Raw genomic sequence first — 11,654 nt, 5'->3', positions numbered from 1 at the left:
GTCGCGTGTGCGCAGCGCGTCGCAGCAGGATCGAGGACCTGGCTTCGGCTGCTGCTGAGCAGGGGGCGCAGCTGCCCAGCGGTCCTCTGACCCCGCACTGTCGTCGGCAAACGTGTGTGGAGAACACCCGCTCGGGTCAGCTCGGGACCGCGACGGCGAGGTCGCCGCGAGGCAGGCCCGAAATGTGCGCGTCCCGATTCGCCGAGGTCAGCCCGGTACGACGAAGCTGCCGCGGGCCGGGATGCTCGCCGCGTCGGTGGAGATGGTGACCTCGACCAGGCCGGGGCCGGTGTCCTGGAACAGCGCGTATTGGATGCTGCCGTAGATGCCGGTGACCACGATGTTGTCGTAGCTGCCCGTCGCACCGGTGGTGACGTTGCGCCACGCCACGGTGGTGCGGACCTCGCACAGCGGCGCCAGCGGGTAGGAGCCCGGCCCGATGCCGTTCACGGGCAGCGCGCGCACGTTGAGGATGGCGCGTCCGGGCCATTCCGGACCGGTGTCAGCCCAGGTGCGGATGCTTGTCCAGCACAGGCCGCCGCGCGCGAGCGTCGGCACCTGCGGGAATTCGACGGTGGCCGCCTCCGCTGGAGCGCCGGATCCGACCACTAGGGCCACTGCCGATCCGGCCAGAAGCATTGCGGCGCGGGCGATGTTCGGCTGCCTCATGGCAGCGATCCTAAGGCCGCGGGCGCCGGTTCGCCGGTAGTCCGCGGCCGCTGCACACGGCGTGCGCGAACTCACAGTTAGTGCGTCTGCAACTATGGGGGCCATGCGCATCGCGGATCATGTCGTGGATCTCATCGGCAACACGCCGCTGGTCCGGTTGAACTCGGTCGTGGGACCGAACGCGGGGCTGGTGGCGGCCAAGATCGAATACTTGAACCCGGGCGGCAGCTCCAAGGACCGGATCGCGGTGAAGATGATCGACGCCGCCGAGCGGTCCGGGAAGCTGCGGCCCGGCGGCACCATCGTCGAGCCCACGTCCGGCAACACCGGCGTCGGCCTCGCCCTGGTCGCGCAGCAGCGCGGCTACAAGTGCGTGTTCGTCTGCCCGGACAAGGTCAGCGAGGACAAGCGCAACGTGCTGCGGGCTTACGGCGCCGATGTCGTGGTCTGCCCGACCGCCGTGCCGCCGGACCACCCGAACAGCTACTACAGCGTCTCCGACCGCCTGGTTCGCGAGATCGATGGCGCGTGGAAGCCCGACCAGTACTCCAACCCGGGCGGCCCGGAAAGCCACTACGAGACGACCGGCCCGGAGATCTGGCGCGACACCGACGGCAAGGTCACCCACTTCGTGGCGGGTGTCGGCACCGGCGGCACCATCACCGGCACCGGCCGTTACCTCAAGGAGGTCTCCGGCGGGAAGGTGCGGATCATCGGCGCCGACCCGGAGGGTTCGGTGTACTCGGGCGGCACCGGGCGGCCGTACCTGGTCGAGGGCGTCGGCGAGGACTTCTGGCCGTCGGCCTACGACCCCGCGGTGCCGGACGAGATCATCGCGGTCTCCGACGCGGATTCCTTCGAGATGACCCGTAGGCTCGCCCGCGAGGAAGGCTTGCTGGTCGGCGGTTCCTGCGGCATGGCGGTCGTCGCGGCCGTCGAGGTGGCGCGGCGCGACCCGGACGCGGTGGTCGTGGTGCTGCTGCCCGACGGTGGACGCGGCTACCTGTCGAAGATCTTCAACGACGAGTGGATGAGTTCCTACGGGTTCCTGCGCGAACGGCTGGACGGCACGGCCGAACCGCTCGTGGGCGACGTCTTGCGCGGCAAGTCCGGCGAGCTGCCGGACCTGGTGCACACCCACCCGTCGGAGACGCTGCGCGACGCGATCGAGATCCTGCGCGAGTACGGCGTCTCCCAGATGCCCGTGGTCGGCGCCGAGCCGCCGGTCATGGCGGGCGAGGTCGCGGGCAGCGTGTCCGAGCGCGACCTGCTGTCGGCGGTCTTCGAGGGCCGGGCCAACCTGACCGATTCGGTGGCCCAGCACATGAGCCCCTCCTTCCCGCTGATCGGTTCGGGCGAGCCCATCTCCGCCGCGACGAAGGCGCTCTCCGACACCGACGCGCTGATGGTCGTCGAGGACGGCAAGCCCGTCGGCGTGATCACCCGCCACGACCTGCTCGGTTTCCTCAGCACGGGCAACATCGGGAAGTAGACGAGACCACGGCGAGCGGCGAACCCGGAAGCCGAGTCACGGCGGCTTCCGGCCGAACGCCTATGCCGGTCTCCTGCCGCGGACCGTTTCGCGGACGCCGCCGGTGATCAGGTCGGTCCATTCGTCGGCCAGCAGCGCCAGTCGGTACCAGGCCGCGTGCACCCGGGTGTCGGACACTTTCTCGGCGGTGTGCAGCAGATGGCTGGCGTGGACGTGGGCGGCGGCCATGCGGTCGACCGTGGCGCCGATGGATTCGCTGCGCAAATGGTCGGTCGTACGCCTTCGGGGCAGTCGGTCGACCACCCACGCATCGATCGTGGCCACCAGTTCGGCGCGGCGGCAATCTATTCCAGCGGCGGCCAGCGGATCGGAGTGGCGCTGCCGGTGCAGCGCTGCCAGCGTCCTGGCCCAGCCGACCAGGGGGTGGTCTTCGCCCGACTCGCTCGGGTGCCCGCCGAAGGCGGCGACCAGTTCGCGCTGATCCGGCAGCGGCCGTACGACGCCGTGCGAGCGTCGTGGCAGATGGTCACGCACGAACATGGCAGACTCCCAGTGCATTCGGAACGGACCGCCGTACGCCGCGGTCGATCGACAAGCTGTGCATCGTGCACCTCCGATGGTGTGGTGGTGGAGGCATCGCCCCAATGCCGGGTCCCTCTAAAGAATGCGCGCTTTCGCTGGCCTACCGGTGACACCCACATGGCACTTGAATGACAAGACGTAACAATGCGCTAGCTTCCGCCCGCACATGCCTGTGAGGTGCGGTTTCGCGGGCCCGGCGCAGCTCAGCACAGGTCGTCGCGGGTGCGCGGACGTATCCGCGCGCGAGCGAGTCAGCCGGGGAGGATCTGGTGGGTCATCGCGAAGACGGCCGCGCCCGCCCGGGTGTGGCGGCCGGTCTTGGAGCGGATTTCGGCCAGATGGTGGGTGACGGCGCGCTCGGGCAACAGCAGTTCCGCGGCGATCTCCCGGCCGCAGCGGCCGCGGGCCCTCAGCCGGAGGATGTCGGTCTCGGCCTCGGACAGGCCGTGGACAGCGGGGATGGTGGTGTCGTCCGCGGCGGCACGGACGACGGCGGCACAGGCATCGCCGTCCAGTCGGCCCGCGGCGACCTCGGCCGCCAGTTGGGCAGCGGCTTCCTCGGGCCGGGCGGCGGGGCGATAGGGCCGCGCTTCGGTGCAGGCCGCGAAAACATCGGCGGCCGCGAGCAATCGAGCACCGGGTGGAAGGTCGCGCTTGCCCCGCGGGTAGCCGCTGCCGTCGAGTCGTTCGTGGTGACCCGCCGCGAGATCGGCCAGCGCCGCCAGCCCGGGGCAACGGCGCAGGATGCGCTCGGTCCGAAGACTCTGCAGCCGAACGCGTTTCCAGTCCCAGGGTCCCAGCGGGCCGCGACGGTCCCAGACCGCGCTCGACACCGCGACCCGGCCGAGATCGTGCAGCAGGGCGGCGGCGCGCAGTGCCGCTCTTTCGTCGACGGGCACGCCCATCCGGACGGCCGCGGCATCGGCGAGCCCGGCCACGTGCGCCGAATGCCCCAGCAGGTAACGGCCTTTCAAGTCGACGATCATGGCCAGCGCCAGACCGGGCCGATCGAGTTCGGCGGACGGAAGCGAAGACCGCGTCCCCGGTTCCGCGGCGAGGACGGCGGCCAGCAGGTCGGGAACGTCGAGCACCGCGCGGATGGCATCGGCATCGCAGACGGCCACCAGGTCTGGGTCGAGATGGCCGCCGGCCCGGCGCCGCAACTCGTCGAGAACGACGCCCTGCCGTCTCGCCACAGTGCCCAGGGCGGAGCGTGTTCTGTCGTGCGGGGCAGCCGGATGCGCGTTGCCGTGGCCCGACGCGGTCGCGAGTTCATCGCCGACCGCGTCGAGCGCGAGCACCGCCTGTTCGGCCACGTGCAGAACGCGGCCCGCGATCGAAATGGATTCCCCGCGCAGCCGGTTCGGCGCACCCAGTCCGTCCCAGCGTTCCTCCACCTCGGTCAGGGCGCGGACCGAGGCATCCGGCAGACCCAGGTGCGATCCGAGCGCCTCGACGACCTCGCTCGACGAGCGCAGCGCCTGCGTTGCGCCGGACCGCAACCGGGCGACGAACCGATTGCGCAGCGCCGATTGGGCGGCGGGCGCCCAGCCGCCGAATCGGCGCAGTTGCTCGGTGAAGACGGCGGAATCGCCCGGATCCAGCACATGGCAGGCGCGCTGGAAGGCGATGTCGTCGGCATACGCCTGCGCGTTCTCCGAGGCGCGGCCGGTACATCCGAGATCGCCGAGCAGGGCGGCATGGAAGACCGCGCGGCGATCGGCTTCCGGCAGCCCGATCCGCGCGGCCAGGTCGGTGGCGACCAGGCAAGTGGCCAGCCCCTTCTCGAACGGCATACCGGCGGCGAGATCGGTGGTCAGCGACAGTGCCGCGAAAATCTCGGCGGCGCGGATCGACGACATGCACCGACAGTAGTGTCCGTGCGCGGCTCGCGCAGACCCGAATCCCTTCTCGGAGATCGTGATCCGCGTCGCGACCGAGTCGGCGTCCGATCGGCTACAGAACGGTGGTCCGGCGCGGAAAGGGCGGATTCGCCCGGATGCCGTCGGCGAACGGCATCCGGCAATCCATCCGCACCCTTTTCGCCGCGTTCCGCACCACGCCCGGCGGCATCATGCCGGGACGGGGCGGATCAGCGGAGCGCGCGGTCGCTACGCGGCTCCGCCACCGAACGGCTCGTCAGCGGAAAGCGTTCGCGTCGGTCAACGCCCGGCCCAGCACGAGCTGGTGTACCTCCGCGGTGCCCTCGTAGGTGAGCACCGACTCCAGATTGTTCGCATGGCGCAAGACCGGGTAGTCGAGCGTGATGCCGTTGGCGCCCAGGATGGTTCGGCACTCGCGGGCGATCGCGATGGCCTCGCGCGTGCTGTTCAGCTTGCCCGCGCTCACCTGCTCCGGCGTGACCGCGCCGCGGTCCTTCAGCCGTCCGATGTGCAGAGCGAGCAGCTGGCCCTTGCCGAACTCCAGCGCCATGTCGGCCAGCTTGGCCTGGGTGAGCTGGTAGGCGGCCAGCGGCTTGTCGAACACCTCGCGGGTCCTTGCGTACTCGATGGTGGCCGCCAGGCACTCGCGCGCCGCGCCGAGCGCGCCGAAGACGATGCCGAAGCGCGCCTCGCTCAGGCAGGCCAGCGGCGCGGCCAGCCCCCTCGACCCCGGCAGCACCGCGTCCGCGGGCAGGCGAACCTCGTCCAGGTCCAGTTCCGCGGTGATCGACGCGCGCAGCGACAGCTTGCGGTGCATCTCCCGCGTCGTGAACCCGGGCGTCCCGGCCGGGACCAGGAATCCGCGGATCACCTGCCTGCCTTCGTCCTCGGTCTGCGCCCAGACCACCGCGACATCGCTCACCGAGCCGTTGGTGATCCACATCTTCGAGCCGCTCAGCACCCAATCGGAGCCGTCGCGCTTCGCCCGGGTGCGCATGCCGCCCGGATTCGAACCGAAGTCCGGCTCGGTCAACCCGAAACAGCCGAGCGCGCGGCCGGCGGCCAGCTCCGGCAGCCACTGCTGTTTCTGTTCCTCGGAGCCGAATTTGTGGATGGCGGTCATCGCCAGCGACCCCTGGACCGAGACCATGCTGCGGATGCCGGAGTCCACCGCCTCCAACTCCTGGCAGGCCAGACCGTAGGTGGTGGCCGACATGCCCGCGCAGCCGTACCCCTCCAGATGCATGCCGAGCAGTCCCAGCGCGCCCAGCTCAGGGGCGAGCTCGCGGGCCGGGAAGGCGCCCGCCTCGAACCACTCCGCGACGTGCGGGCGCAGTCGCTGCGTCGCGAAGCTCGCGACGGTGTCCCGGATCTCGCGCTCGTCGTCGGACAGCAGCGTGTCGGTGGCGAACAGTTCTTCCACAGTGACCATGGACTCAGCCTAAAGGGGCGGCGAAATAGTGAGACCGAACTCACGCCCCTTGCTTAGGTGCAAGATTTCCATGCTGGTGGTGACGTCGGTGTAATTCGATCGGATCGAGGGGCGCCATCCCGCTATGCCGACGCCGTTGTGCGGATTCGTCCGTTTCGCCTGCGTACGCAGCGGCGATATGCCTACACCGGGAAGTTGCCTGGGAATCGCCCCGATTAGGCTGAGCCCCATGAGCGAGCTGGGATTCTCCACACGGGCCGTGCACGCCGGGTATGAACCCGATCCGCAGACCGGCGCGGTGAATGTGCCCATCTACGCGAGTTCGACGTTCGCCCAGGACGGCGTGGGCGGGTTGCGCGGCGGTTTCGAATACGCCCGCACCGGCAACCCGACGCGGTCGGTACTGGAAGCGAACCTCGCCGCGCTGGAATCGGGCCGCTACGGCCGGGCGTTCGCGTCCGGCATGGCCGCGACCGACTGTGCGCTGCGGGCGACGTTGCGTCCGGGCGATCACATCGTGATCCCCGACGACGCCTACGGCGGCACCTTCCGGCTGATCGACAAGGTCTTCAGCCAGTGGGGGATCGAGCACTCGCCCGCGCACGTGTTCAACGTGGACGAGATGCGCGCCGCGATCCGGCCGAACACCAAGCTGGTGTGGATCGAAACCCCGACCAACCCGCTGCTGAGCATCGGCGACATCCCCGCGCTGGCCGACGTCGCGCACGCGGCGGGCGCGAAACTGGTCGTCGACAACACCTTCGCGACGCCCTACCTGCAGCAGCCGCTGCTGCTCGGCGCCGACATCGTGGTGCACTCCACCACCAAGTACCTCGGCGGCCACTCCGACGTCATCGGCGGCGCGCTGATCACCGACGATCCGGAACTCGACGCGGCGTTCGCGTTCCTGCAGAACGGTGCGGGCGCGGTGCCGGGCCCGTTCGACGCGTTCCTCACGCTGCGCGGCACCAAGACCCTCGCCCTGCGGATGGATCGGCACTGCGACAACGCCGAAACCATCGCGGAGTTCCTGTCCGGGCACCCGTCGATCTCGCATGTGATCTACCCCGGCCTGCCGGAGCACCCGGGCCATGCCGTCGCGGCGAAGCAGATGCGGCGCTTCGGCGGGATGATCTCGGTGCGCCTCAATGGTGACGTCGAAGCCGCGCGGAAATTCTGCGCGCGGACCGAGGTCTTCACCCTCGCCGAGTCCCTGGGCGGTGTCGAGTCGCTGATCGAGCATCCGGCCGCGATGACGCACGCCTCCACCGAAGGTTCCGAGCTGGAGGTGCCCGCGGACTTGGTGCGGCTTTCGGTCGGCATCGAGGATGTCAGCGACCTGCTCGCGGACATCGAGCAGGCGTTGAGCTAGGTTCACGGACATGAGGAAGCGGCCGCACCCGATGATCGGGCGCGGCCGCTCGTGTCCGCGGGGGTATCGGCCCGCCGTGGCGGCGCGACCGAGAGCGTCAGCTGTGGTAGGGCTCGGCGCTGAGCAGGGTGACCTTCATCGTGTTCCCATTGGGCAGCGTGTATTCCCTGGTCTCGCCCACCTTGGCGTCGATGAGCGCGCCACCGAGGGGCGAGTTCGGCGAGTACGTCTCCAGCTTGGAATCGCGGAGACCCTCCTCGCGGGTGGCGATCAGGAAGGTTTCGGTGTCCGTCTCGTCGCCGTCGTAGTAGACCTTGACGACCGACCCGGGAAGCGCTACGCCGGACTTGGTCGGTGCGACGCCGACCTTGGCGTTGTTCAGCAGCTCTTGCAGCTGGCGAATGCGCGCCTCCTGCTGACCCTGCTCCTCGCGCGCGGCGTGGTATCCGCCGTTCTCCTTGAGGTCGCCCTCTTCCCGGCGTTCGTTGATCTCGGCGGCGATGACCGGACGATTGGCGATGAGCGCGTCGAGTTCGCTCTTGAGCCTGTCGTGCGACTCCGGGGTCAGCCAGGTCACTTGCGTCTCAGTCATCTCGATCACTCCCTAGTAGTTGTTCCCGGCAGGCCGGGATTCCCTGAGCACCGGCGTGTGCCCACCCGGAAGCGGGCACGCGCCAGTCGACGGCTAGAGCGATCCTGGGAAGTTCATCGAACCCCGACAGGCCCCGGTCACGGGCGAAATCGCAAGCCCGAACCCTCAGCGCTGGCCGCCAATGCAGCAAACACGGCTCCGAGCTCCGGAACCGTGTATCACGCCATTTTAGCATGATTCACAAATGTGCAGGTCGGAGTTAATTTCGCGGGCAAATCGCCGGTTTATGCGCGGAAATCAGCCAACTCGCAGATAGCTGGGTACCCGATCGCTGCACGCGTACACGCTGCCCGACACGGGACGCGCGGACGAGCGCACGACGGTGGTCAACTCGACCGTCCCGCTGCTCGACGGCTCGATCAGCACTTCCCTGCGGCCGAGTTCGGAGCCGTCGCGAGCCATCGCGCGGACGAAACACACCACCGGCTGCTGCGGGTCGGCCCGGGTGACCTTGAGGTGGATGGTCATGGTCGAGTCGTCGACGACGACGTAGCCGAGCTGCTCGGCCTCGATGTCCTCCGGCCCGTACTTCTGATAGCCCAGGTAGGCCACGCCGAGCCCGGCGAGCACCACCAGCACCCCGAGCACCGGCACGATCCAGCGGCGCGGCTTGCGTGGCCCGGTGCCGTAGCGGTCGGGCGGGGGTCCGCCGGGAGACGCCGCCTTCGCGTCGCCGCCGCTCTCCGGCGCGGGCTGGCTCATCGTGGTCGCTCCCGGGGGGTACGTCGGAACAAATGTGGGTCGAATGGAACTATAGGTAACGAAGCCCCGACACCCGCGACCGAGAGCGACGGAGAACGAGACGTGAGTGGCCTTCGCCTCATGGCGGTGCACGCCCACCCAGACGACGAATCCAGCAAGGGTGCCGCGACGACCGCCCGTTACGCCGACGAAGGACACGACGTCCTCGTCGTGACGCTGACCGGCGGAGAGCGTGGAAGCATCCTGAACCCGGCCATGGACACGCCCGGCGTCCTGGAGCGGATCCACGAGATCCGCCGTGAGGAGATGGCCGCCGCGGCCCGTGCGCTCGGCGTGCGCCAGCACTGGCTCGGTTTCGTCGACTCGGGCCTGCCCGAGGGAGACCCCCTGCCGCCGCTGCCCGAGGGCAGCTTCGCGCTGGTTCCGCTGGAGGAGGCCACCGAGGCCCTGGTGCGCGTGGTGCGTGAGTTCAAGCCGCACGTGATGACCACCTACGACGAGACCGGCGGCTACCCGCACCCCGACCACATCCGCTGCCACGAGGTGTCGATGGCGGCGTTCGAGGCGGCGGGCGACCCCGAGCGTTTCCCTGGCGCGGGCGAGCCGTGGACGCCGCTCAAGCTGTACTACGACCACGGCTTCAGCATGAAGCGGATGGAGATCTTCGCCGCGGAGTACGAGCGCGTCGGCGAACCGTTCCCGCTGCAGGAGTGGCTGGACCGGATGCGCAAGTACGCCGCCGAGCGCGGTGACATGTTCGCCAGGATCACCACCCAGATCGACTGCGCCAAGTACTTCCCGCAGCGCGACGACGCCTTGCGCGCGCACGCGACGCAGATCGATCCGAACGGCGCGTTCTTCGCCATTCCGATGGAGATGCAGCAGCGGTTGTGGCCGACCGAGGAGTTCGAGCTGGCCAAGACTCGCGTGCGCACCGAGCTGCCGGAGACCGACCTGTTCGCGGGCATCGAGGACGAGCGGTCGTGACGTTCGTCCTGCTCGCCCAGACACCCGGAACGCCGACCGGCCCCGAGTTCGGCAAGGCGTCGCCGCTCGGCCTGGTCATCATCCTGATTCTGCTCGCGGGCACCTTCCTGCTGGTCCGGTCGATGAACCGGCACATCAAGGGCCTGCCTGCGACCTTCGAGCCCGAGCACCCGGAACCGGACCAGGAGGCCGACGAGGGCACCGAGCACGGCATCACCCGCCGTGCCGAGGAATCGAAGGGCGCCGACCCCGAAGGCCGAGCCGAATCCGGCTGAGCGGCGAAACCCTCGCTGACCTGCTCGTTGTTACCTTTCCGCGCTCTCTTTCGTCAATGAGGTAGTCGCGGCGCGAACCACGGCCTTTCGTCGAAAGCCGACACCCCGGTTCCCGCGCGCGTCTGCTTCCGAACGCTGAGAGTCAGGACGAGCAATGACATTCGACGAACTGCGGGCCACGCTGCCCGGCCGCGTGCTGGTGGCCGGTGACGAGGGCTTCGAAACGGCGGCGCGGCCCTGGACGACGACCGTCGACCAGCCGGTGGCCGCCGTGGTGCGGGCCGGAGACGCCGGTGACGTCGCGGCCGTGGTCCGGTACGCGGGCCGCGTGGGCGTGCCGGTGGTCACCCAACCGACCGGACACGGCGCGTCCGGTGGCGTGCCCGAGGCGATCCTGCTGCGCACCGGGTATTTGGACGGCATCGAGATCGATCCCCGGCGTCGGGTGGCGCGCGTCGGCGCCGGAGTGCCGTGGGGTCGGGTGCAGGCGGCCGCGGCCAGGCACGGGCTGACCGGTCTCGCGGGCAGCAATCCGGTCGTCGGCGTGACCGGCTACACCCTCGGCGGCGGCATGAGCTGGTTCGGCCGCAAGCACGGCTGGGCCGCCGACGCGGTGCGCGGGTTCGAGATCGTCGACGCGGAGGGCGCTGCGCGCCGGGTTACGGCCGAGGACGATCCGGACCTGTTCTGGGCGTTGCGCGGCGGTGGCGGCGACTTCGCCGTCGTGACGGCGCTCGAGTTCGACCTGTTTCCCGCGCCGGAGCTGTTCGGCGGCCGCATGCTGTGGCCGCAAACGCGGATTCGCGAGGTGTTCGACGCATTCCAGGAGATCACCGCGGCGGCTCCGGACGAACTGTCGGTGTGGTTCCAGCGTTTGCAGATCCCGGACGCACCGCCGATGGTCGGCGTGGACGCGGTGTATCTGGGTGATCCTGATCGTGGACGGACGCTGCTGACCGCGCTGGACGCCATCAAAGATCTCATTCTCGACAGGCGCGGCGTGTTCGGGGCCGCCGACATCGGCGCGGTCACCGCCGAACCCACGGACCCGAGCCCGTCGCTGTCCCGTGCGGAGCAGCTCACCGATCTCGGCGACGCCGTGGTCAAGACCCTGATCGAGGAACCGGTCGCCCCGCTGGCCAATGTGCAGATCCGGCACCTGGGCGGCGCCCTGGCCGAAGCCCGGCCCGGTGGTGGCGCGCGCGGCCCGATCGCGGAGCCGTACCTCCTCTACTGCCTTGGTCTCGGGCTGCCGCACCTGCGCGATGCGGTCGAGGCGCGGCGCACCGCCATCGTCGACGCGGTGAGCGGGCAGATCAGCGGCCACAAGCCGTATACCTTCCTCACGCCCGGCGAGACGGCCGAGGCCGCTTTCGACGCCGCGACGCTGAACCGGCTGCGCGAGATCAAGCGCGCCCGCGACCCGCACGGCGTCATCCGGGCCAACTATCCGGTGCTCGGGTAGGCCGCGGAGCAGAACGGCCAGTCGGCGTCGCGTCCCGCTGCCAGCAGCGGGATGGTCCGGAACTCCGCGTCGGTCAGGCCGCCGAAGGCGTGCCGGTGGTCCGGTGGACCCACGGGCCGAGGTCGGGAGGCGATCTCGGCCCC

Annotated in this window: 12 protein-coding genes; 5 read left to right on the top strand and 7 right to left on the bottom strand. The window is 69.8% G+C overall.

The genetic code is table 11. The annotated features are described in order from the left end of the window. Positions 1 to 207 precede the first annotated feature (207 nt). The gene (locus ACIA5H_RS13660) at positions 208 to 669 is read right to left on the bottom strand and encodes a hypothetical protein (protein ID WP_356966792.1); all 462 of its coding nucleotides are present in this window, start codon (positions 667 to 669) and stop codon (positions 208 to 210) included. 103 nt (positions 670 to 772) lie between these two features. On the opposite strand from ACIA5H_RS13660, the gene ACIA5H_RS13655 reads away from it, so the two are divergent. Continuing rightward, the gene (locus ACIA5H_RS13655; RefSeq protein ID WP_195082524.1) at positions 773 to 2,161 is read left to right on the top strand and encodes a cystathionine beta-synthase; all 1,389 of its coding nucleotides are present in this window, start codon (positions 773 to 775) and stop codon (positions 2,159 to 2,161) included. Between the two features lie 60 nt (positions 2,162 to 2,221). Here ACIA5H_RS13655 and ACIA5H_RS13650 read toward each other — a convergent pair whose 3' ends face one another. The 3 genes from ACIA5H_RS13650 to ACIA5H_RS13640 all read right to left on the bottom strand — a co-directional run bounded on the left by ACIA5H_RS13650 (position 2,222) and on the right by ACIA5H_RS13640 (position 6,058). Continuing rightward, on the bottom strand, positions 2,222 to 2,701 hold the full coding sequence (locus tag ACIA5H_RS13650; protein WP_379255322.1) for a DUF4254 domain-containing protein: 480 nt from the start codon (positions 2,699 to 2,701) through the stop codon (positions 2,222 to 2,224). Between the two features lie 293 nt (positions 2,702 to 2,994). Next, complete coding sequence (locus ACIA5H_RS13645; RefSeq protein ID WP_397076210.1) at positions 2,995 to 4,605, bottom strand: HD domain-containing phosphohydrolase; 1,611 nt, start codon at positions 4,603 to 4,605, stop codon at positions 2,995 to 2,997. A gap of 277 nt (positions 4,606 to 4,882) precedes the next feature. Beyond that, positions 4,883 to 6,058 (bottom strand): acyl-CoA dehydrogenase family protein, encoded by a 1,176-nt coding sequence (locus ACIA5H_RS13640; RefSeq protein ID WP_379255319.1) that lies wholly within the window; start codon positions 6,056 to 6,058, stop codon positions 4,883 to 4,885. Between the two features lie 229 nt (positions 6,059 to 6,287). Here ACIA5H_RS13640 and ACIA5H_RS13635 point away from each other — a divergent pair, with 229 nt between their 5' ends. After that, positions 6,288 to 7,430, top strand: a complete 1,143-nt coding sequence (locus ACIA5H_RS13635) for a cystathionine gamma-synthase (RefSeq protein WP_355078577.1) — start codon at positions 6,288 to 6,290, stop codon at positions 7,428 to 7,430. Positions 7,431 to 7,527: 97 nt separating this feature from the next. Here the strand turns inward: ACIA5H_RS13635 and greA are convergent, their stop codons facing one another. Both greA and ACIA5H_RS13625 read right to left on the bottom strand, forming a co-directional pair. Further along, entirely contained in the window at positions 7,528 to 8,022 is a 495-nt protein-coding gene (greA, locus tag ACIA5H_RS13630; RefSeq protein WP_028477722.1) for a transcription elongation factor GreA, read from the bottom strand. 297 nt (positions 8,023 to 8,319) lie between these two features. Next, positions 8,320 to 8,784 (bottom strand): DUF4307 domain-containing protein, encoded by a 465-nt coding sequence (locus ACIA5H_RS13625; protein WP_355078578.1) that lies wholly within the window; start codon positions 8,782 to 8,784, stop codon positions 8,320 to 8,322. A 102-nt stretch (positions 8,785 to 8,886) separates the two neighbouring features. Between ACIA5H_RS13625 and mca the strand changes: the two genes are divergently transcribed. The 3 genes from mca to ACIA5H_RS13610 all read left to right on the top strand — a co-directional run bounded on the left by mca (position 8,887) and on the right by ACIA5H_RS13610 (position 11,511). Then, positions 8,887 to 9,771, top strand: a complete 885-nt coding sequence (mca, locus tag ACIA5H_RS13620; protein ID WP_379255316.1) for a mycothiol conjugate amidase Mca — start codon at positions 8,887 to 8,889, stop codon at positions 9,769 to 9,771. After that, complete coding sequence (locus tag ACIA5H_RS13615) at positions 9,768 to 10,046, top strand: hypothetical protein (protein ID WP_356966784.1); 279 nt, start codon at positions 9,768 to 9,770, stop codon at positions 10,044 to 10,046. Before mca ends, ACIA5H_RS13615 begins: the two co-directional genes overlap by 4 nt. Before the next feature lie 154 nt (positions 10,047 to 10,200). Further along, on the top strand, positions 10,201 to 11,511 hold the full coding sequence (locus ACIA5H_RS13610) for an FAD-binding oxidoreductase (RefSeq protein WP_397076206.1): 1,311 nt from the start codon (positions 10,201 to 10,203) through the stop codon (positions 11,509 to 11,511). On the opposite strand, the gene ACIA5H_RS13605 is transcribed toward ACIA5H_RS13610, so the two are convergent. Next, entirely contained in the window at positions 11,493 to 11,624 is a 132-nt protein-coding gene (locus ACIA5H_RS13605; protein ID WP_397076204.1) for a hypothetical protein, read from the bottom strand. The genes ACIA5H_RS13610 and ACIA5H_RS13605 overlap by 19 nt on opposite strands. Positions 11,625 to 11,654 lie beyond the last annotated feature (30 nt).

The sequence above is a fragment of the Nocardia sp. NPDC051900 genome, assembly GCF_044452545.1.
GTDB classification, from domain to species: Bacteria; Actinomycetota; Actinomycetes; order Mycobacteriales; family Mycobacteriaceae; genus Nocardia; species Nocardia sichangensis.
The sequence above is the reverse complement of the archived record's forward strand: the minus strand, read 5'-3'. Positions and strand labels throughout refer to the sequence as shown.

Bases quoted from the DNA above. Each gene is read 5' to 3' on its own strand.
- ACIA5H_RS13660 (WP_356966792.1), bottom strand. From the start codon at position 669: ATGAGGCAGCCGAACATCGCCCGCGCCGCAATGCTTCTGGCCGGATCG.
- ACIA5H_RS13655 (WP_195082524.1), top strand. From the start codon at position 773: ATGCGCATCGCGGATCATGTCGTGGATCTCATCGGCAACACGCCGCTG.
- ACIA5H_RS13650 (WP_379255322.1), bottom strand. From the start codon at position 2,701: ATGTTCGTGCGTGACCATCTGCCACGACGCTCGCACGGCGTCGTACGG.
- ACIA5H_RS13645 (WP_397076210.1), bottom strand. From the start codon at position 4,605: ATGTCGTCGATCCGCGCCGCCGAGATTTTCGCGGCACTGTCGCTGACC.
- ACIA5H_RS13640 (WP_379255319.1), bottom strand. From the start codon at position 6,058: ATGGTCACTGTGGAAGAACTGTTCGCCACCGACACGCTGCTGTCCGAC.
- ACIA5H_RS13635 (WP_355078577.1), top strand. From the start codon at position 6,288: ATGAGCGAGCTGGGATTCTCCACACGGGCCGTGCACGCCGGGTATGAA.
- greA (WP_028477722.1), bottom strand. From the start codon at position 8,022: ATGACTGAGACGCAAGTGACCTGGCTGACCCCGGAGTCGCACGACAGG.
- ACIA5H_RS13625 (WP_355078578.1), bottom strand. From the start codon at position 8,784: ATGAGCCAGCCCGCGCCGGAGAGCGGCGGCGACGCGAAGGCGGCGTCT.
- ACIA5H_RS13610 (WP_397076206.1), top strand. From the start codon at position 10,201: ATGACATTCGACGAACTGCGGGCCACGCTGCCCGGCCGCGTGCTGGTG.